At 64.9% G+C, this 18,568-nt stretch carries 19 protein-coding genes and 1 other RNA gene; 10 read left to right on the forward strand and 10 right to left on the reverse strand.

What is annotated here, in order from left to right:
- Positions 1-11: 11 nt before the first annotated feature.
- The 5 genes from tolA to ACZ5YA_RS25975 are packed head-to-tail and all read right to left on the reverse strand — an operon-like array spanning position 12 to position 4,508.
- Positions 12-1,124: a cell envelope integrity protein TolA gene (tolA, locus tag ACZ5YA_RS25955; RefSeq protein WP_118932589.1), complete on the reverse strand. Its 1,113-nt coding sequence runs from the start codon at positions 1,122-1,124 to the stop codon at positions 12-14.
- Positions 1,125-1,163: 39 nt separating this feature from the next.
- Positions 1,164-1,622 carry a protein TolR gene (tolR, locus tag ACZ5YA_RS25960; protein WP_059373013.1) on the reverse strand — a complete coding sequence of 153 codons (459 nt, stop codon included), beginning with the start codon at positions 1,620-1,622 and terminating at the stop codon, positions 1,164-1,166.
- Positions 1,622-2,302, reverse strand: a complete 681-nt coding sequence (tolQ, locus tag ACZ5YA_RS25965; protein WP_054458511.1) for a protein TolQ — start codon at positions 2,300-2,302, stop codon at positions 1,622-1,624. Before tolQ ends, tolR begins: the two co-directional genes overlap by 1 nt.
- A gap of 2 nt (positions 2,303-2,304) precedes the next feature.
- The gene (gene ybgC / locus ACZ5YA_RS25970) at positions 2,305-2,727 is read right to left on the reverse strand and encodes a tol-pal system-associated acyl-CoA thioesterase (RefSeq protein ID WP_059373015.1); all 423 of its coding nucleotides are present in this window, start codon (positions 2,725-2,727) and stop codon (positions 2,305-2,307) included.
- 53 nt (positions 2,728-2,780) lie between these two features.
- Entirely contained in the window at positions 2,781-4,508 is a 1,728-nt protein-coding gene (locus ACZ5YA_RS25975) for a proline--tRNA ligase (protein ID WP_054458515.1), read from the reverse strand.
- A 65-nt stretch (positions 4,509-4,573) separates the two neighbouring features.
- Between ACZ5YA_RS25975 and ACZ5YA_RS25980 the strand changes: the two genes are divergently transcribed.
- The 6 genes from ACZ5YA_RS25980 to ACZ5YA_RS26005 all read left to right on the forward strand — a co-directional run bounded on the left by ACZ5YA_RS25980 (position 4,574) and on the right by ACZ5YA_RS26005 (position 10,591).
- Complete coding sequence (locus ACZ5YA_RS25980; protein WP_042796390.1) at positions 4,574-5,146, forward strand: RNA pyrophosphohydrolase; 573 nt, start codon at positions 4,574-4,576, stop codon at positions 5,144-5,146.
- Positions 5,127-5,813 (forward strand): response regulator, encoded by a 687-nt coding sequence (locus tag ACZ5YA_RS25985; RefSeq protein WP_008157866.1) that lies wholly within the window; start codon positions 5,127-5,129, stop codon positions 5,811-5,813. The genes ACZ5YA_RS25980 and ACZ5YA_RS25985 overlap by 20 nt, the downstream gene beginning before the upstream one ends.
- A 30-nt stretch (positions 5,814-5,843) precedes the next feature.
- Positions 5,844-7,346, forward strand: a complete 1,503-nt coding sequence (locus ACZ5YA_RS25990) for a sensor histidine kinase (RefSeq protein WP_059373063.1) — start codon at positions 5,844-5,846, stop codon at positions 7,344-7,346.
- Between the two features lie 242 nt (positions 7,347-7,588).
- Entirely contained in the window at positions 7,589-8,017 is a 429-nt protein-coding gene (locus ACZ5YA_RS25995; protein ID WP_118932598.1) for a tripartite tricarboxylate transporter TctB family protein, read from the forward strand.
- Between the two features lie 6 nt (positions 8,018-8,023).
- Complete coding sequence (locus ACZ5YA_RS26000) at positions 8,024-9,553, forward strand: tripartite tricarboxylate transporter permease (protein ID WP_059373021.1); 1,530 nt, start codon at positions 8,024-8,026, stop codon at positions 9,551-9,553.
- A gap of 108 nt (positions 9,554-9,661) precedes the next feature.
- A complete protein-coding gene (locus ACZ5YA_RS26005) occupies positions 9,662-10,591 on the forward strand; it encodes a 2-hydroxyacid dehydrogenase (protein ID WP_059373023.1) in 930 nt (309 codons plus the stop codon).
- Here ACZ5YA_RS26005 and ACZ5YA_RS26010 read toward each other — a convergent pair.
- The gene (locus ACZ5YA_RS26010; protein WP_059373024.1) at positions 10,585-11,520 is read right to left on the reverse strand and encodes a LysR family transcriptional regulator; all 936 of its coding nucleotides are present in this window, start codon (positions 11,518-11,520) and stop codon (positions 10,585-10,587) included. The two genes, ACZ5YA_RS26005 and ACZ5YA_RS26010, sit on opposite strands and share 7 nt — an antisense overlap.
- 152 nt (positions 11,521-11,672) lie before the next feature.
- Here ACZ5YA_RS26010 and ACZ5YA_RS26015 point away from each other — a divergent pair, with 152 nt between their 5' ends.
- Entirely contained in the window at positions 11,673-12,302 is a 630-nt protein-coding gene (locus ACZ5YA_RS26015) for an FMN-dependent NADH-azoreductase (RefSeq protein WP_059373026.1), read from the forward strand.
- 66 nt (positions 12,303-12,368) lie between these two features.
- Here the strand turns inward: ACZ5YA_RS26015 and ACZ5YA_RS26020 are convergent, their stop codons facing one another.
- The 4 genes from ACZ5YA_RS26020 to ACZ5YA_RS26035 all read right to left on the reverse strand — a co-directional run bounded on the left by ACZ5YA_RS26020 (position 12,369) and on the right by ACZ5YA_RS26035 (position 17,128).
- Positions 12,369-13,274: an NAD(P)-dependent oxidoreductase gene (locus ACZ5YA_RS26020; protein ID WP_118932590.1), complete on the reverse strand. Its 906-nt coding sequence runs from the start codon at positions 13,272-13,274 to the stop codon at positions 12,369-12,371.
- A gap of 76 nt (positions 13,275-13,350) precedes the next feature.
- Positions 13,351-14,955 (reverse strand): gamma-glutamyltransferase family protein, encoded by a 1,605-nt coding sequence (locus tag ACZ5YA_RS26025; RefSeq protein ID WP_464091421.1) that lies wholly within the window; start codon positions 14,953-14,955, stop codon positions 13,351-13,353.
- 189 nt (positions 14,956-15,144) lie between these two features.
- On the reverse strand, positions 15,145-16,650 hold the full coding sequence (locus ACZ5YA_RS26030) for a tripartite tricarboxylate transporter permease (protein WP_054458528.1): 1,506 nt from the start codon (positions 16,648-16,650) through the stop codon (positions 15,145-15,147).
- 13 nt (positions 16,651-16,663) lie between these two features.
- Entirely contained in the window at positions 16,664-17,128 is a 465-nt protein-coding gene (locus tag ACZ5YA_RS26035) for a tripartite tricarboxylate transporter TctB family protein (protein ID WP_059373032.1), read from the reverse strand.
- 424 nt (positions 17,129-17,552) lie between these two features.
- Here ACZ5YA_RS26035 and ACZ5YA_RS26040 point away from each other — a divergent pair, with 424 nt between their 5' ends.
- The 3 genes from ACZ5YA_RS26040 to ssrS all read left to right on the forward strand — a co-directional run bounded on the left by ACZ5YA_RS26040 (position 17,553) and on the right by ssrS (position 18,528).
- Positions 17,553-17,999, forward strand: a complete 447-nt coding sequence (locus ACZ5YA_RS26040; protein ID WP_054458532.1) for a hypothetical protein — start codon at positions 17,553-17,555, stop codon at positions 17,997-17,999.
- Positions 17,999-18,310, forward strand: coding sequence for a cell division protein ZapA (locus tag ACZ5YA_RS26045; protein WP_006388757.1), 312 nt, complete (start codon positions 17,999-18,001; stop codon positions 18,308-18,310). The genes ACZ5YA_RS26040 and ACZ5YA_RS26045 overlap by 1 nt, the downstream gene beginning before the upstream one ends.
- A gap of 33 nt (positions 18,311-18,343) precedes the next feature.
- Positions 18,344-18,528: non-coding RNA, 6S RNA (gene ssrS / locus ACZ5YA_RS26050), on the forward strand.
- The last annotated feature ends 40 nt before the right edge of the window (positions 18,529-18,568 follow it).

The following is an 18,568-nucleotide window of genomic DNA, read 5'->3' on the forward strand; positions in this document are numbered from 1 at the left end:
TCAATCTCCTGTCAATCATACATTCTGTACACAACGTCAATAATGGGTTCGTAGCGGCCCGTCGAGGGCTTCGGGAAGGGGTTGCAACGGCGGATGCCCGTCTCGACCGCGCGGTCGAAGCCGGCATTGCCCGAAGAACTGGTCAAGGTGACGCCATTGACCTTCCCGTCGGAACCTAACTGTACCCGGTATTGTGCCGTGGGATTTTCCGATCCGCTGCGGGCAGGGGGCGGATAAGCCACCCCGGGTTGCACGCAGGCGCGGACCTTGGCGCCATAGCCGCTGTCGCGTCCGCCGCCCGCCTGATTGCGGTCGGCCGTGCCGCCGGGGATGCCGGCGGCGCCCAGGGCGTCGTTGCGGAAGGCATCCTTCAGCGCCTTGTCGGCGGCGGCCTTCTTGGCGGCTTCTTCCTTGGCCTTCTTCTCGGCCGCGGCTTTTTTCTCGGCGGCAGCCTTTTCGGCCGCGGCTTTTTCCTCGGCAGCCTTGTCGGCAGCGGCCTTTTCGGCGGCGGCTTTGTCCGCCGCGGCCTTCTTGGCAGCGTCGTCCTTGGCCTTCTTCTCGGCGGCAGCCTTGTCGGCGGCGGCTTTCTCGGCGGCCTTTTCGGCAGCAGCCTTCTCAGCAGCCTGGCGTTCCTGCTCCAGACGCTTCTTTTCTTTCAGTTCGGCCTGCTTGCGTTCTTCGTCGAGGCGCGCCTTTTCCTTGGCGGCTTCGGCAGCCTGGCGTGCCTTTTCCTCTTGTTCGCGCTTTTTCTTGGCTTCCTGCAGCGCGATCTCGGGGTCGACTTCCTCGGTCTTGGGCTGGGCTTCGGGCTCAGGCTTGGGAGGAGGGGGCGGCGGCGGGGGAGGCTCGGGCGCCTTTTCAGGCTCCGGCTTCGGTTCCGGCTTGGGCTGAGGCTTCGGGGGTTCGGGTTGCGGCGTGGGCGGCGGCGAGACGGGCGAATTGCCGTCTGCCCAGAGCTGCACCTGCACGGGGCCGGGGCTCTCGGAGCGCCAGTTCACGCCAAAGATCAAGACGATCAGCAGCAGCACGTGCACGGCCACGGCCAGGATCAATGCCTTCCGGTTGTCGTGGTTGGGCGGGGTGGCCGGGGGGCCGCTGCGGTGTCGGATTATGGGTGGCGTCATGAGCGTTGCAAGCCGGCGTCGCCGGCGGAAGGCGTCGCGTTAGCGTTTTTTCGCGGGAGCAGGCTGGGATGCGCCGGCGGACTGGTCCACCAGCAGACCCAGGCGGGTGATGCCGCTGGTGCGAAGTTCATCCATGACCTTCACGACCGTTTCGTAGGGCACCTTGCCGTCGGCGGCGATGACCACCGGGGTTTCCGCGGTAATGCGCGAACGCACTTGCGCCACCAGCTCGGGGCGCGCGATGTCCTGCATGGTGGCGCCGGGTTCGCGCATGCGCAGGGCGATCTTGCCGTCTTCCGAAATCTGGACTTCCAGCGGCTTGACCGGCACGTCCGAAGCCGCGCCGACGGAGGGCAGCTGGATCAGGCCGGGCGTGATGAGAGGAGCGGTCACCATGAAGATGACCAGCAGCACCAGCATCACGTCGATGTACGGCACCACGTTGATGTCGGCCTTCATGCGGCGGCCGGACCTGCCGCGTGAGCTTACCGAGGGCATTAGCGCACCTGCCGTTGCAGAATGTTCAGGAATTCATCGACGAAGCTGTCGAAACGGATCGAGATGCGATCGATGTCGTTCGTGAAGCGGTTGTAGGCGACCACGGCGGGAATGGCCGCGAACAGGCCGATGGCGGTGGCGATCAGCGCTTCCGCGATGCCGGGAGCCACCGAGGCCAGGGTGGCCTGCTGCATGTTCGACAGGCCGATGAAGGCGTGCATGATCCCCCAGACCGTGCCCAGCAGGCCGATGTAAGGGGACACGGAGCCGGCCGAAGCCAGGAAGTTCAGGTGCGATTCCAGCGAATCCATCTCGCGCTGGTAGGCGGCGCGCATGGCGCGGCGCGGGCCGTCCAGCAGGGCGGTGGCGTCGCCGGAGGCATTGCCGCGGCGGGCCTTCAGGAATTCGGTCATGCCGGCATCGAAGATGCGGGCCAGCGCGCCTTGCTCGTCGCGGCGCGAGGCCACGGCCTGTTGCAGCATGGACAGGTCGCCGCCCGACCAGAAATCGTCTTCGAAGCGGCGGGTCTGGGCATGGGCCCGCTTGATCGCCAGCCGCTTGGCGAAGATGTAGGTCCAGGACATGATCGAAATGCCCAACAGCATCAGCATGATCAGCTGGACCGGCACGCTGGCGTGCGAAATCAGCGAAAGCAACGACATGTCGTTGGTGACTTGCATGGTTATTCCTGAATGAATTCCAGTTTGGCGCGAACGTCAGCCGGCAACTCCGCCGGCCGCATGTGAATGGCATCGACGCAGCAGACTTGGATGTTGCCGTCGGCAAGCAGTTCCCCGTCGCGTTCCGCGCGTTGCGCGAAGTGTATCGAAGCGCGGCCGAGTCGTGTGATCCGGCTGCGTATGGTAAGTAAATCGTCCAGCCTGGCCGGCTTGCGGTAGGACATGTCCAGGGAGCGGACAACGAATAGACGTTGTTCGCTGGCCGCCAGGTTGGACTGGTTGACCCCCAGATTGCGCAGCCACTCGGTGCGTGCACGTTCCAGGAATTTCAAGTAGTTGGCGTAGAAAACCACTCCGCCTGCATCCGTGTCTTCGTAGTAGACACGGACCTGCAGGACGGATTCGGCGGACTTCGGATCGGTCACGATGGATAGAAAAGGGCAGTCGGGACGCGGAAAGTCCGTAGTTACTATAAGGTTTACAGCGTGTCGAGTTTCGTCAGCACGGCTTCAAGCGCGGACTCTACCGGAATCTTGGCCGCTTCGGTTTCCCGACGGGCCTGCAATTCCACCACACCATCGTTCAGGCCGCGTTCTCCAACTGTTACACGCAGCGGCGCGCCGATCAGCTCCCATTCAGCAAACATCACGCCCGGGCGGGCATCGCGGTCGTCCAGGATGACGTCCACGCCGCGCGCCAGGAGGGATTCGTAGAGCTTTTGCGCGGTGTCACGCACGGTTTCACTTTTGCCCCAGCCGACCGGGCAGATTACCACTTCGAAGGGGGCGATCGCGCGCGGCCAGATGATGCCGCGGGCATCGTGGTTCTGCTCGATGGCCGCGCCCACGATGCGGGTCACGCCGATACCGTAGCAGCCCATTTCCAGGACGGCGGGCTTGCCGGTTTCGTCCAGGAAGGTGGCCTTGAGGGCTTCCGAGTACTTCTTGCCCAGGTAGAACACGTGGCCGACTTCGATGCCGCGCTGGATCGACAGGGTGCCCTTGCCGTCCGGCGAGGGGTCGCCGGCGACTACGTTGCGCAGGTCCGCCACCAGCTCGGGCTCGGGCAGGTCACGGCCCCAGTTCACGCCCTGGATGTGGAAATCTTCCTTGTTCGCGCCGCAGACGAAATCGGCCATGTTGGCCACGGTGCGGTCGGCAATGACGTGCACGGGACGGACGGTCTTGACCGGGCCCAGGTAGCCGGGCTTGCAGCCGAAGGTTTCGACGATCTCGGTTTCCGTGGCGAAGCGGAAGCCGGCCAGGCCGGGCAGCTTGCCGGCCTTGATTTCGTTGAGTTCGTGGTCGCCGCGCAGCAGCAGCAGCCAGATGTCGGCGCCTTTCTCGCCGTCGGTGGCCAGCACGATGGACTTGATCGTGCGCTCCAGCGGCAGACCCAGCAGCTTGGCCACGTCTTCGCACTTGGCGGCGCCCGGCGTGGGCACTTCGGCCATGGCCTGGGCGGGCTCGGCGCGGGTCGGGTACAGGCCGGGGGCCTCGGCCAGCTCCATGTTGGCGGCGTAGTCCGAATCGGCGTTGTAGACCAGCAGGTCTTCGCCGGTGTCGGCGATCACCTGGAATTCGTGGCTGCGGGTGCCGCCGATCGAGCCCGTGTCAGCGGCCACGGCGCGGAATTCCAGACCCAGGCGGCCGAAAATGCGCATGTAGGCGTTGAACATGGTGTCGTAGCTGGCCTGAGCGCCGGCTTCGTCGCGGTCGAAGGAATAGGCGTCCTTCATGGTGAATTCGCGGCCGCGCATCAGGCCGAAGCGCGGGCGGCGCTCGTCCCGGAACTTGGTCTGGATGTGATAGAAGTTCACCGGCAGCTGGCGATAGCTGTGGATTTCGTTGCGCGCGATGTCCGTGATGACTTCCTCGGACGTGGGCTGCAGCACGAAATCGCGCTGGTGCCGGTCCTTGATGCGCAGCAGCTCGGCGCCGTATTGCTCCCAGCGGCCCGATTCCTGCCAGAGCTCGGCCGGCTGCACCACCGGCATCAGCAGCTCGATCGCACCCGCGGCATTCATTTCTTCGCGGACGATGGCCTCGACCTTGCGGATGACTTTCAGCCCCAGGGGCATGTAGGTGTAGATGCCGCCCGCGAGCTTGCGGATCATCCCTGCCCGGGTCATCAGCTGATGGCTGGCGACTTCGGCTTCGGAAGGGGCTTCTTTGAGGGTGTTGATGTGGTAGTTGGATGCGCGCATGTTTAAAGGTGGCTGCAGATACGTATAATCGATCGTAATTGTATTGAATTCGGTGGGGGTGGCCCATGCTTGACCGCGAAGGCTACCGCCCCAATGTCGGCATCATTCTCGTCAACGGTAGAAACGAGGTCTTTTGGGGCAAGCGTATCAGGGAACATGCCTGGCAGTTCCCCCAAGGCGGCATCAAGTATGGCGAAAGCCCGGTGCAGGCCATGTATCGCGAACTCCATGAAGAGGTGGGCTTGAAGCCCGAGCATGTCCGTATTTTGGGGCGTACACGCGATTGGTTACGTTATAACGTGCCCGATCACTTCGTCCGGCGTGAGTGGCGTGGCCACTATAAAGGACAAAAACAGATTTGGTTCTTGTTGCGCCTGGTAGGACGTGACAGTGACGTGTGCTTGCGCGCGACGCAGCATCCGGAATTCGATGCCTGGCGCTGGAGCCAGTATTGGGTGCCCCTGGATGCCGTGATCGAGTTCAAGCGCGATGTCTACACCCAGGCGCTGAACGAGCTGTCGGCTATCCTCTTCCGGCGCCATCACGAAACCCGCTACTTGCGCCAGCGGGTGCACGGGCAACGGGCAGCAGAGAATCTGCCTGAAGGAACGGACGGTCATGCGCATATTGTTGGTTGAAGACGAACGGGACATGGCGTCCTGGTTGATGCGCGCGCTCGCCCAGAGCGGGTTCGTGCCGGACCACGCGGCCGACGCCCGCACCGCCGAAGCCTTCATGGCCGGTACCGAATACGACGCCATCGTCATGGACCTGCGCCTGCCCGACAAGCACGGGCTGGTGGTGCTGCGCGAAATGCGCAACCGCGACGACCGCACCCCCGTGCTGCTGTTGACTGCCCAAGGCGCTCTGCAGGACCGCGTGCGCGGCCTGAACCTGGGCGCGGACGACTTCCTCACCAAGCCCTTCGCGCTCGAGGAACTGGAAGCGCGCCTGACGGCGCTGGTGCGCCGCAGCCGCGGCCGCCAGCATCCGCGCCTGCAATGCGGTTCGCTGTCCTACGACAGCGAAAGCCGCGCCTTCACCCTGGACGGCTCGCTGCTGTTCTTGACGCCGCGCGAACATGCCGCCCTGGCCGCTTTGCTTACCCGCAGCGGCTATCCGGTGGACAAGTCCCAGCTGTTCGGCAAGGTGTTCACGCACGATAGCGAAGCCAATCCCGACGCCATCGAGGTGGTGCTGCATCGGCTGCGCAAGAAGCTGGCCGGCAGCGACGTGCGCATCGTCACCGTGCGCGGGCTGGGCTACATGCTGGAAAGCGTCGCCAGCGAGTCCGCGGAATCCTGAGTGAGGCTGCGGCTATCCGAGCTGCCGCGCGTGGGCATCCGCGCGCTGCTGATCATTCTGCTGCTGCCGGGCGTGATCGTGCTGCTGGTCGTGGACAGCGTGAACGACTACCGCACGCTGGCCGAGATCACCAACGAAGCCTACGACAGCGCCCTGGTCGAGCCTGCCCGGGTGCTGGAAAGCAGCCTGGAATTCACGCCTGACGGCAACCTGCAGGTCGCTACGCCGCTGTACGCGCAGGTGATGCTCGAGTCCCGCGCGGGCCTGCGCAAGTATTTCCGCATTGAAGAGATCGATCCGCCGCTGCCGGACGGAGCCGCCGTGCCCACCGAGCCAGGCAAGACCTTGCTCGGCATGCCGGAAATGCCGCGTCCGCCTGCCTGGCCGCGTTCCAACAGCCAGCCCGTTTTCTACGACAGCGTCTATCGCAACGATCCCGTGCGCGTCGTCGCGGTGGTGCGCGACCTGTACTACCAGGGGCAGCACCGCCAGGTGCTGGTCGTGGTGGCCGAAAGCACAGGCAAGCGCATCGAGGCCGAGAACAACGCCCGGCGCCAGGAAATCCTGCGCGACACGCGCATGCTGGCGCTGGTCGCGCTGCTGGTGTGGTGGGGCGTGTCGTGGGCGTTGAAGCCGCTGCGCCGGCTGCGCAACGATATCCGCGCGCGCCGCCCCGATGACCTGACGCCGCTGGACGCCTCGCGCGTGCCCAGCGAAGTGGCGCCGCTGGTCGATGCGGTCAATCACCATATCGCCCGCTACCGCCGCGTCCTCGACGAGCAGTCGCAGTTCCTGGCCGATGCTTCGCATCAATTGCGCACGCCGCTGGCCATCATGCTGACGCAGGCGCAGTACGCGCTGCGCGAACGCGATCCGGCCCGGGCGCAGGAGGGCCTGCGCGGCATCGTCGACCAGCTGGGCCGCACGCGCCGCCTGACTGAACAGCTGCTGTCGCTGGCTCACGCCAACCAGGCCGACCAGTTGCCGAGGCAACTGCTGGACATGAACGCCGTGTCGCGCGAGGTGGTGCTGCAGTACCTGCCGCTGGCGCATGAAAAGCAGCAGGACCTGGGCTGGGTGCAGGCGGGTTCCGAAGAGGGCCAGGAAATCCCCGCGCCGGTGTCGGGCAACGAGGCCGAACTGCACGAAGCCTTGTCGAACCTGGTGCACAACGCCATCCACTACGCGCCTGCTGGCGCGCGCATCACCGTGTCGGTCTGCTGCCGCGACAACCGCGCCGAGGTTGCCGTTTCCGACAACGGGCCGGGGCTGGACCCGATACTGCGCCAGCGCGCCTTCGCGCGTTTCGAGCGGGTCGGCACGGACAAGCCGGTCGCCTCGTCGGGCTCGGGCCTGGGGCTGGCGATCGCCCGCGCTTACGCACGCCGCAACGATGGCGACATCGAATTGCGCGACGGCGAACCGAACGCGCAAGGTGGCGTCGGCCTGGCTTCCGTGCTGTGGCTGCCGCTAGCGGCCATCGTCTCGCAATATCCTCGTCCGCTCGATGTCGAGCTCAAGGGCGATCAGTAACTTCTCCGCATTTCCGCATTCATGTGCGGCTTCCGTTCAGGGATAACCCCCGGATTCAGGAGCACGACAGCGCATAGAAAGCGGATTAGCAGCTTCCTTCCGTAATCTGCGTCCGGACCTGTCGTCAGGCACCGGGCGGCGCTCGTTCGAGCGTGTGTCCCGGCGAGGCGTGCGGCCGCACTACGAAGGAGGATGAAGTGCAAAAGACAATCAATAGAAAGGACTATTACGGCGGAGCGCTGATGGTCCTCATTGGGCTGGGGGCGATTTACGGCGGCACCGACTATCACATCGGCACCCTGAGCCACATGGGCCCCGGATTTTTCCCAGCGGCGCTCGGCGGCCTGCTGGCGCTGACCGGCGTGCTGATCGCCATCTCGGCGCGTTCGGGCGAGTCGTCCGCGCCGCCGCCCGGCGACGGCCATGGCCACGGCCTGCCCGATTTCCGCGGCGGCGCCTGCATCCTGCTGGGCATCCTGGCCTTCCTGCTGCTGGGCCACTACGGCGGCTTGCTGCCCGCCACGTTCGCCATCGTGTTCATCTCGGCGCTGGGCGACCGCAACAACACGATCAAGCAGGCTCTGCTGCTGTCGATCGCCATGACCGTCATCGCGGTCGTCGTCTTCTGGTGGGCGTTGCAGTTGCAGCTTCCGCTGTTTCGCTGGGGTTGAAGCGCCATGATTTCTCAATCTTTGATGGACCTCTGGTACGGCTTCGGCGTCGCCTTCCAGTGGCACAACCTGATGTGGTCGTTCTTCGGCGTGCTGGTGGGCAACCTCATCGGCGTGCTGCCCGGCATGGGCGCGCTGTCGGCCATTTCCATTCTGCTGCCGCTGACCTACGTAATGCATCCGGTGCCCGCCATCCTGATGCTGGCCGGCATCTTCTACGGTTCGCAGTACGGCGGCGCCATCGGCGCGATCCTGCTCAACCTGCCTTCGCATCCGCCGCACGCGGTCACCTGCCTGGACGGCTATCCGCTGACCAAACAGGGCAAGGGCGGAACCGCGCTCGGCATCACGATGATCTGTTCGTTCTTCGCCGCGTCGGTGGGGATCATCGTCATGATCTTCGCGTCGCCGCTGCTGGTTGAAGTGGCGTTCAAGTTCGGTCCCACCGAGATCTTTTCGATCATGCTGTTGGGCCTCTTGGCCGGCGCCACGATGTCGCGCGGCTCGCCGCTCAAGGGCGTGGCGATGACCTTGTTCGGCCTGATGTGCGGCGTGGTGGGCACGGACGTGAATACCGGCACCATCCGCTTTTCGTTCGGGCTGCTGGATCTGTCCGACGGCCTGGAACTGGTGGCGATTTCCATGGGCCTGTTCGGCGTGGCCGACTTCCTCATGAGCGTCAACCGCATGACCATCATCGGCAGCGGCGCCAAGCTGCGCCTGCGCGACATGCGGCCCAGCAAGCAGGAACTCAAGACCGCCTTCTGGCCCATGGTGCGCGGCACGGCGGTAGGCACGCTGTTCGGCGCCATGCCCGGTACCGGCCCCACCATCACCACCTTCGTGGCCTATGCGTTGGAGCGCAAGATCTCCAAGACGCCCGAGAAGTTCGGCACCGGCATGATCGCCGGCGTGGCGTCGCCGGAAGCGTCCTCGCACTCCAAGACGCAGGTCGACTTCATCCCCACGATGAGTCTGGGCATCCCCGGCGACGCCGTGATGGCGCTGATCCTGGGCGCGCTGCTGATCCAGGGCATCCAGCCCGGCCCGCAGCTGATCACCGAGCATCCGGACATCTTCTGGGGCCTGATCGCCAGCTTCTGGGTGGGTAACGTGCTGCTCATGGTGCTGAACGTGCCGCTGATCGGCGTGTGGGTGAAGTTGCTGCAGGTGCCGTACCGCTACCTGTTCCCGTCGGCGCTGTTCTTCATCGCGGTGGGGGTGTTCAGCACCCAGAACAGTCTCTTCCAGATTTGGGAGGTGCTGGCTTTCGGTGTGATCGGCGCCATCCTCATGACGCTGGAATTCTCGGTCGCGCCCATCCTGCTCGGCTTCGTGCTTGGCCCCATGGTCGAAGAGAACTTCCGCCGCGCGTTGCTGCTGTCCCGCGGCGATCTGGCGGTGTTCGTGGAGCGCCCGATCAGCGCGTGGTTCATCGGCGCGAGCGCCTTGCTGGTCTTCCTGCAGGTGTGGGCCTTCCTGCGCCGCAACAAGAACAAGGGCAAAGGCAAGCCCGAGGTGCCGCAGGCGGCCTGAGCGCTTTTCCGTTTGTCCGCACGCGGCCCGGCCATATGCCGGGCCGTTTGATTTGTGCGGCGGCATCCCTCATGCTTGAGGCTTCCCGAGCCTGCACACAGAGCCACCATGCACATACTCTTTGCCTGTCCCCACCATGATCCCGCCGCCTGGGTTCCGCTGCTGGAAGCCGCCATGCCCGGATGCCGCATTTCCGTGTGGAATCCGGACGGCCCGCCCTCGGGCGCGCAGGCGGCGCTGGTGTGGCGTCCGCCGGCCGAACTCTTCAAGCACGAAACCGGCCTGACCACGCTGTTCAATCTGGGCGCGGGCGTCGACGCCTTGCTGAAGATGCCCGAGATTCCGCCGCAGGTGCGCATCGTCCGCCTGGAAGACGCGGGCATGTCGGTGCAGATGGCGGAATACGCGCTGTATGCGCTGCTGCGCGTCTCGCGCGATTTCGAAGCGTTCGACCATGCGCAGGCGCGGCAGCATTGGGACACCCGTGAAGGTTCGCGGCAGGCGGACTGGCCGGTGGGCGTGCTGGGCCTGGGGCAGGTAGGCGCCAGGGTCGCTCAGACCCTGGCCGAATTCGGCTACCCCGTGGCGGGTTGGTCGCGCACGCCGCGCGAGATTCCCGGCGTCGAAACCTTTGCGGGAGCGGCCGCCTTGCCGGCGTTCCTGGCCCGCACGCGCTTCCTGGTGAACGTGCTGCCGCTCACGCCGGACACGGTCGGCATCCTCAACCGCGAAACGCTGTCGCAACTGCTGCCGCATGCGCATCTGGTCAACGTCGGCCGGGGCGAGCATCTGGTCGAGGACGATCTGGTGCAGATGCTCGAAGAAGGCGAGATCGACGGCGCCACGCTGGACGTCTTCCACACCGAGCCCTTGCCCAAGGACCACGCGTTCTGGCGCGATGCGCGCGTGCATGTGACGCCGCACATCGCGGCGCGCACCTTGCGCGACGAGAGCATCCGCCAGATCGCGGGCAAGGTCGCGCAGCTGCAGCGCGGCGAAGCCATCACCGGCGTGGTGGACCGCTCGCGCGGCTACTGAGCCGGCGGCAGCGGAGCCTTTTCCAGCCGCTGATACATCGCGGGCAGGCGCTCCGACAGGAAATCGAGCAGGGCGCGCACGGCGGGCATCATGCCCCGCCGCGACGGATAGATGCAATGCACGATGCCCTCGGGCGACTGCCATTGCGGCAGAACCTGCACCAGCTGGCCGCGCCGCAGCTGTTCATGCGTGGCGATCGAGGGCAGCAGGGCGATGCCGCGGCCGCGCACCGCGGCCTCGGTCAGCACGATGAAGTCGTTGCATGACAGCTGCGGCTTCAATTCCACGTGCACCTCTTCACCCTTGTCGTTGCGTAGCGGCCAGCGCACTTCGTTTTGCGGATCGCTGAAGCTCAGCGTGGTGTGCGTGGCGAGATCCTGCGGGCTGTCGGGCGTGCCATGGCGCTGCAGATAGCTGGGGCTGGCGACCAGCGTGCCGCGCGCCGTGCCGAAGTGGCGCACGACCAGTTCGGCGTCGGTATCCAGCTTGGTGCGCACGCGCAGGGCCAGGTCCACGCCCTCGCGGATCAGGTCCACGCGGCGGTTGGTCACCAGCAACTGCACCGACACGGCGGGCCAGGCGTCCAGGAATTCGGGCAACAGCGGCGACAGCACGTCCTGCGCGATGGACACGGGGCAGCTCACGATCACGGGGCCGGTGGGCTCGGCCTGCAGTTGCCGCATGGCGTCGTCGGCGGCGCGCGCCGATGCGGCCATTTCGCGGCAATAGTGCAGATAACGCTCGCCGGCCGAGGTCAGGCGCAAGCGCCGCGTCGTGCGCTGCAAAAGACGCACGCCCAGGCTTTCCTCCAGGTGCGAGATCCGGCGCGACAAGCGGGATTTCGGGATGTCCAACACCCTGGCCGCGGCGCTGAAGCCCCCCTGTTCGACTACCTGGGAAAAGTAGTAGAGGTCGTTGAGATCTTGCATGATTGTTCTATTCCTGGAACGAATAGTTCATCATAACCGGATTTATGTGAACAATTAACCCGTCTACAGTGACGCCATGCACTCGGGATCTGATCAAAGCCTACGGATCCTGACCGCCCGCAGCGAGCGGGCCCTCACTGGAGAAATTTGCAATGAAGACCCTGGTTATCCTTTCCTCTATTCTCGGCGATCGTTCCAACAGCAAGCAATTGGCCGATCACCTGATCAACCGCGTCAAGGCGTCTAATCCGGCCGCGGCCATCAAGGTTCGCGACATCGGCGCCCAGCCCATCCCGTACTTCGACGGAAACACCGCTGGCGCGCTGTTCACCCCGGCCGATGCCCGCAGCGTGGACCAGCAACGCCTGGTTGAGATGAGCGATGCTCTGGTAGCCGAATTGATGGAGGCCGATCGCGTGGTCTTCGCCGTTCCGGTCTACAACTTCAACATGCCCGCCCAGTTCAAGAGCTATCTCGATCATCTCGCCCGCGCCGGCGTCACCTTCCGCTATACCCCCGAAGGCGTGCCCGAAGGCCTGGTCAAGGGCAAGCAGGTGTTCGTGCTGACCGCTCGCGGCGGCAAGGCCGAAGGCACGCCTTCGGACACGATGACGCCTTACCTGCGCCAGATGCTGGCCTTCCTGGGCATGACCGACGTCACCTTCATCGCCGCCGAAGGCATGGCCATGGGCGAAGTGGCAGCGCTGGAAGGCATGGCGCAGGCCAAGCAGCGCATCGACGCGCTGCTGCCCGCCGCGCAGCAGGACAGCCTGGCCGCATAAGCGCAGGCGTCCAAAGCAAAAGGCGAGCCTTGCGGCTCGCCTTTTTTCTTGCCGCAAGGGCAGGGCTCAGTCGCGCAGGCGCTTGATCAGGCTGGAGGTATCCCAGCGGCCGCCGCCCAGCTTCTGCACGTCGCCATAGAACTGGTCCACCAGGGCCGTCAGGGGCAGGCGTGCGCCATTGTGGCGGGCTTCGGCCAGCACCAGGCCCAGATCCTTGCGCATCCAGTCCACCGCGAAGCCGAAGTCGAACTTGTCGTCGACCATGGTGCCGCCGCGGTTCTCCATCTGCCAGCTCTGCGCCGCGCCCTTGCTGATCACGTCCAGCACCAGCTTCATGTCCAGATCGGCAGCCTGGCCGAAGGCGATCGCCTCGGACAGACCCTGCACCACGCCTGCGATGCAGATCTGGTTGACCATCTTGGCCAGTTGGCCGGCTCCGGGCGGACCCACCAGCGTGACCGCGCGGCCGAAGCTCTGCGCCACGGGCTTGATCGCATCGAACACGGCTTGTTCACCGCCGCACATGATGGTCAGCACGCCGTTGACCGCGCCTGCCTGCCCGCCCGACACCGGCGCGTCGACGAAATTCAGGCCCAGGTCCTTGGCCTGCGCGTAGAGTTCGCGCGCCACGTCGGCGGACGCGGTGGTGTGGTCGACGAAGACCGCGCCTGGCGTCATGCCGGCGAACGCGCCGTCGGGACCCAGCACCACGCTGCGCAGGTCGTCGTCATTGCCGACGCAGGCGAACACGATCTGCGCGCCGGCCACGGCTTCGCGCGGCGTGGCTGCGCTCTTGCCGCCGAACTCGGCGACCCAGGCCTGGGCCTTGGCCGGCGAGCGGTTGTAGACCGTGACGTCATGTCCGGCACGCGCCAGATGGCCGGCCATGGGCAGGCCCATCACGCCCAAACCGAGGAAAGTGACTTTCTGGGGTACGACAGCGTCGTAGCTCTTGGTACCGATCGTTGCCATGCAGGGGACTCCGCTTTATGTGATTGGGGCCATCAGGGGCGCTGGCGCCAGTAAACAGGCCCTAACCTTAACGCAATCAAAAGCCCGCGGCGAGTCCATCGCGCCGGCTGTCGCTGGCGCTGACATACCCGTCCACCGCCGGGTCGCCCAGGCGCCAGATGAACTGTCCCGAGCCGAAGTCCATGTAGGGATCCGCCAGGCTTTCGAGCACGTGGCCGCGGGCGCGCAGCCCCTCGGCGACGGCCGCGGGCAGGCCGGCCTCCGCGTCCAGCGACAGCCCATGGTTCCATTTCCAGCGAGGCGCGTCGCAGGCGGCCTGCGGCTGCTGACCGTAGTCCAGCATCCGCACCAGCGTCTGCACCTGCCCCTGGGGCTGCATATTGCCCCCCATGACCCCAAAACTCATGACGGGTGCGCCATTGCGCATCAGGAAGCCCGGGATGATGGTGTGGAAGGGGCGCTTGCCGCCCGCCACCGCATTGGGGTGGCCAGGGTCGGTGCTGAAGCAATGGCCGCGGTTCTGCAGGCTGACGCCGGTGCCTGGGACCACCACGCCGGAGCCGAAGCCCATGTAGTTCGACTGGATGAAGCTGACCATCATGCCGCACTTGTCCGCGGCCGTCAGGTAGACAGTGCCGCCGCGCGGCGCGTGGCCGTTGGCGTGGGCCTGCGCCGCATTGGGGTCGATCAGGCGCGCCCGCTGCGCCAGATAGTCCGCGGCCAGCATCTGTTCGGGCGTGACCTGCATGTGCTGCGCGTCGGCCACGTGCGCGTAGACATCGGCAAACGCCAGCTTCATCGCCTCGATCAGCAGGTGCTGGGTTGCGGGGTGATCCACCGGACGGGCCGCCACGTCGAAGTTCTGCAGGATGCCCAGGGCGATCAGGGCGGCGATGCCCTGGCCGTTGGGCGGAATCTGATGCAGCGTGTGGCCGCGGTAGGCTTGGCTGATCGGCGCCACCCACTGCGGCGCGTAATCGCGCAGATCCGCCAGCGTCAGCGCGGCGTCGTGGGCCTGGGCATGCGCCACCAGCTTGTGGGCGGTCTCGCCTTCGTAGAAGTCACGGCCGCCGCTGGCCGCAATGCGCTTGAGCGTGGCGGCCGCGCCTTGCAGCACGAAGTGCTCGCCGACCTGCGGTGCGCGGCCGCGTGGCAGGAAATGCTCGGCAAAGCCTGGCTGCGGCTGCAGGAGGTCGGCCTGCGCCGCCCACTTTTCCTGCACGATGGGCGACACGGCAAAGCCGCGCTCGGCATATTCGATGGCGGGCGCCAGCACATCGGCAAAGGACAACCGGCCCAGCCTTTCATGCAGGGCGGCCCAGCCCGCCACGCAGCCAGGCACCGTCACGCTGTCCCAGCCGCGCGTCGGGATGGCGCCCTGGTGCTTGCGCCGGAAGTAATCCATGTTCCAGGCTGCCGGCGCCGTACCCGAGGCATTCAGGCCATGCAACTTCGAGCCGTCCCAGACGATGGCGAAACAATCCGATCCCAGCCCGTTGCTGACCGGCTCCGTCAGAGCCAGCGTGGCGGCCGCGGCGATCGCCGCGTCGACGGCGTTGCCGCCTTGCGCCAGGATCCGCAAGCCCGCCTGGGCGGCCAGCGGCTGCGAGGTGGCAACCACGTTGCGTGCGAACACTGGGTGCCGGGTGGTGGGATAGGGGTTGTTCCAGTTGAAATTCATCTCGAATCATCGCGTGGGGTAAACCCCTAGCTTAACGTACGCGAACTGCGTTTGAACATAACCCGTATTGAGTTGTATTGATTGGTAGCGTCTATCGGACCGAATACCGTGCGCGCAAAGAAAAACCCCCGGGGCGGAACCCGGGGGTTTTCAGGGCGGGACTGCCGCAGCGAGGCGGCAGGCTGCGCTTTAGTCTTCTTCGACGAAGGTCTCTTCGCGCTTCTTGCGGATCGCCGGCAGGGCCACCAGGATCACCAGGAAGACGGCGACGGCCAGCAGCGAGGCCGACAGCGGACGCGTCACGAAGGTCGTGAAGTCGCCGCGCGACAGCAGCAGGGCGCGACGGAAGTTCTCTTCCATCATGGGGCCCAGCACCAGGCCCAGCAGCAGCGGTGCGCCTTCGCACTTCAGCTTGGACCACACGTAGCCGATGATGCCGAAGATGGCGGTGGTGAAGATGTCGAACGTGTTGTAGTTCAACGAGTACACGCCGATCGTGCAGAAGACCAGAATCGCCGGGAATAGGATGCGGTAGGGCACTTTCAGCAGCTTGACCCACAGGCCGATCAGCGGCAGGTTCAGCACCACCAGCATCAGGTTGCCGATCCACATCGAGGCGATCAGGCCCCAGAACAGCTCCGGGTGGCTCGTCATGACTTGCGGGCCGGGCTGGATGTTGTGGATGGTCATCGCGCCGACCATCAGCGCCATCACGGCGTTACCCGGGATGCCCAGGGTCAGCAGCGGGATGAACGAGGTCTGGGCAGCGGCGTTGTTCGCCGATTCCGGGCCAGCCAGGCCGGCCGGGTGGCCCTTGCCGAAGCGTTCCGGATTGCGCGAGATCTTCTTTTCCAGCGTGTAGGAAGCGAACGACGACAACACGGCGCCACCGCCAGGCAGGATGCCCAGGGCCGAACCCAGAGCCGTGCCGCGCAGCACAGCGGGGGCGGCTTCCTTGAATTCCTGCTTGTTGGGATACAGCGAGCCGATCTTGTCGGTGATGTCGACGCGGTTTTCCTTCTGCTCGAGGTTGGTCATGATTTCGGCGAAGCCGAACACGCCCATGGCCACGATGGCGAAGTCGATGCCGTCTTGCAGTTCGGGGATGCCGAAGTCGAAGCGGGCGACGCCCGAGTTCACGTCGGTGCCCACCATGCCCAGCAGCAGACCCAGCAGGATCATCGCGATGGCCTTGGGCAGCGAACCCGAAGCCAGCACCACGGCGCCGACCAGGCCCAGGCACATCAGCGAGAAGTACTCGGCCGGGCCGAACTTGAACGCGACTTCAGCCAGCGGGGGCGCGAAGGCGGCCAGCAGCAGCGTGGCCACGCAGCCTGCGAAGAACGAACCCAGCGCGGCGATTGCCAGCGCGGCGCCAGCACGGCCGTTGCGGGCCATCTGGTGGCCGTCCAGCACGGTCACCACCGCGGACGTTTCCCCTGGCAATGCCACGAGAATTGCCGTTGTGGAGCCGCCGTATTGGGCGCCGTAGTAGATGCCTGCCAGCATGATCAGGCCGGCCACCGGGGGCAGCACGTACGTGATCGGCAGCAGCATAGCGATGGTCGGGACAGGGCCGATGCCCGGCAGCACGCCGATCAGCGTGCCCAGGATGCAGCCCAGCAAGGCATAGGCAAGGTTCTCGGGCGTGAACGCCACCGAGAAGCCCAGCATGAGGTTGTCAAACAATTCCATGGCCGAAGGCTCCTTAGTTCATGCCCAGAAACGACGGCCACAGCGGGAAAATCAGCCCCAGCCCCTTGACGAATGCCAGATACGAGAACACCACCAGGAAGATGCCGTTGGCGACGGCGACCTTCAGGCTGAACTCATGGCTGGCCAGGCTGCTGACCACAACCAGAACGAATACCGAGATGTAGATGCCCAGCAGTTTGAGGATGAAGCCGTAGAGCACGACCGATCCGACCACCAGGAACACGATGCGCCAATCGAACTTGTCGACGTGGGTTTCGTGCGCCTTCTTGGACATCGAGCCAAGCAGCACGATGGCGCCCAGCAATGCCAGAACTATGCCTAGCCAGAAAGGAAAATACCCTGGGCCCATTCGGGCGGCAGTACCCATTTGGTAGCTGCTGGCCTGCCAGGCGAATCCCAGTCCAAGGGCGATGAACATCACCCCCGACCAGAAGTCCTGTCGATTGCGTAGCTGCATGATTGGTTGGCTCCTGTTTACAGCATGTAGATAAAAAGGTCTGTGGCCAATCCCGCCGACAGGCGAGTGACAGGCACAAAAAAGGCACTTCGGGGTGCCATTTGTTCTTATGAAAGGTAAGGCTGGGATTCTTGAAAGGGCGAATGGTAATGGACGCCCGCCACGCTGCAAACCCTGTAAGGTCGGTGAAAGGCTGGGGTTTTCCCTAGAATTCGGGAACTCCCGACCCCGAGTTGTAACGGGTCAGGAAGTTTGAGGGCTTTTTGAAAGCTAAGTGAAAGTTTATAGAAAGAAAGACGAAAGCAGGATCGGCCGGATGCGTGGCTTTCGAATGAGGGAGGGATAAATCCTACTGAATATTGCCGGGTTTCTCACCTTGCGTGAAGAGACCCCGTTCAACTCAGGATGGTTTACGATAGCGCCCATGCTGCAAGATCTAGACCAACTCGCCGCCCGCATAGGGCAACTGGTGCAACGCACCCGGCAACTCCACGCAGAGCGTGACGCGTTGCGCCAACGCTTGAACGAAACCGAAGCTGAGCAGCGTGTGCTCAAGCAGCGCGCCGCCGAGCGCGAGGCCGAAATCGTCACGCTCCAGAGCAAGCTTCAGGATCACGACGGCGCGGTCACCTCCATGCTCGAGCAAGCCCAGCAGGCCGAGGCCGCGCTGCGCGAGCAACTGGCCCGCGAAACCTCCGAGCGCCAGTCGCTCGAGTCGCGTTTCTCCGCCCGTGAAACCGAATTGCAGGGTAGCTTGCAGACCCGCGACACCGAATTACAGCGCTTGCGCGTGGCCGCCGCATCGGCCCGCGAGCGCATCGACGCCGTGCTGGCCCGCCTGCCGGGCGCACCGTCTGGAGAGCAACACTGATGGAACGCGTAGATGTCACCATACTGGGGCGCGACTATTCCCTGGCGTGTTCCGCCGAAGAGAAGCCGACGCTGCTGGCCGCCGTGCGCCACGTGGACCAACTGATGCTGCGCATCCAGGGCACGGGCAAGGTCTCCAGCAATGAACGCATCGCCGTGATGGCCGCGCTGCAAGTCGCGGGCGAGCTGCTCGCCATGAAAGCGCCCGATGGTCCGCTGGGCGGTTTGGCGGTCGGCGACTTCAAGCGTAGAATCGAGGACATGAACGCAGTACTCGATGACGCCTTGTCGGGTCAGGAAAAACTGCTCTGACAGTTCATAAAGCAGTATTCAAGTATTTTCAGTTTGTCCCTGCCGTGTTCGTGACTAGGCCATACATTCTCTGAACCTATGTCTTTTGGCATATTGGTTGCGGGAGTGCAGAGCTGGAGTGATCGTCTCCTGTAGACGAACCCGACGCTCTTCGGAACGCGACCACCTTGAACCTCAGGGTTCGAGATGCCGGCCTTGACGGCACAGGCGGGGCATCTATCCCAGCGGGCCTGCCATAAGAGCAGGTCCGCCTCGGGC

Source organism: Achromobacter sp. JCM 18799, from assembly GCF_055395645.1.

What these genes read in the sequence shown, in the direction of transcription:
- tolA (WP_118932589.1), bottom strand. Translation starts at nt 1,124, where the DNA reads ATGACGCCACCCATAATCCGACACCGCAGCGGCCCCCCGGCCACCCCG.
- tolR (WP_059373013.1), bottom strand. Translation starts at nt 1,622, where the DNA reads ATGCCCTCGGTAAGCTCACGCGGCAGGTCCGGCCGCCGCATGAAGGCC.
- tolQ (WP_054458511.1), bottom strand. Translation starts at nt 2,302, where the DNA reads ATGCAAGTCACCAACGACATGTCGTTGCTTTCGCTGATTTCGCACGCC.
- ACZ5YA_RS25975 (WP_054458515.1), bottom strand. Translation starts at nt 4,508, where the DNA reads ATGCGCGCATCCAACTACCACATCAACACCCTCAAAGAAGCCCCTTCC.
- ACZ5YA_RS25980 (WP_042796390.1), top strand. Translation starts at nt 4,574, where the DNA reads ATGCTTGACCGCGAAGGCTACCGCCCCAATGTCGGCATCATTCTCGTC.
- ACZ5YA_RS25985 (WP_008157866.1), top strand. Translation starts at nt 5,127, where the DNA reads ATGCGCATATTGTTGGTTGAAGACGAACGGGACATGGCGTCCTGGTTG.
- ACZ5YA_RS25995 (WP_118932598.1), top strand. Translation starts at nt 7,589, where the DNA reads ATGGTCCTCATTGGGCTGGGGGCGATTTACGGCGGCACCGACTATCAC.
- ACZ5YA_RS26000 (WP_059373021.1), top strand. Translation starts at nt 8,024, where the DNA reads ATGATTTCTCAATCTTTGATGGACCTCTGGTACGGCTTCGGCGTCGCC.
- ACZ5YA_RS26005 (WP_059373023.1), top strand. Translation starts at nt 9,662, where the DNA reads ATGCACATACTCTTTGCCTGTCCCCACCATGATCCCGCCGCCTGGGTT.
- ACZ5YA_RS26010 (WP_059373024.1), bottom strand. Translation starts at nt 11,520, where the DNA reads ATGCAAGATCTCAACGACCTCTACTACTTTTCCCAGGTAGTCGAACAG.
- ACZ5YA_RS26015 (WP_059373026.1), top strand. Translation starts at nt 11,673, where the DNA reads ATGAAGACCCTGGTTATCCTTTCCTCTATTCTCGGCGATCGTTCCAAC.
- ACZ5YA_RS26020 (WP_118932590.1), bottom strand. Translation starts at nt 13,274, where the DNA reads ATGGCAACGATCGGTACCAAGAGCTACGACGCTGTCGTACCCCAGAAA.
- ACZ5YA_RS26025 (WP_464091421.1), bottom strand. Translation starts at nt 14,955, where the DNA reads ATGAATTTCAACTGGAACAACCCCTATCCCACCACCCGGCACCCAGTG.
- ACZ5YA_RS26030 (WP_054458528.1), bottom strand. Translation starts at nt 16,650, where the DNA reads ATGGAATTGTTTGACAACCTCATGCTGGGCTTCTCGGTGGCGTTCACG.
- ACZ5YA_RS26035 (WP_059373032.1), bottom strand. Translation starts at nt 17,128, where the DNA reads ATGCAGCTACGCAATCGACAGGACTTCTGGTCGGGGGTGATGTTCATC.
- ACZ5YA_RS26040 (WP_054458532.1), top strand. Translation starts at nt 17,553, where the DNA reads ATGCTGCAAGATCTAGACCAACTCGCCGCCCGCATAGGGCAACTGGTG.
- ACZ5YA_RS26045 (WP_006388757.1), top strand. Translation starts at nt 17,999, where the DNA reads ATGGAACGCGTAGATGTCACCATACTGGGGCGCGACTATTCCCTGGCG.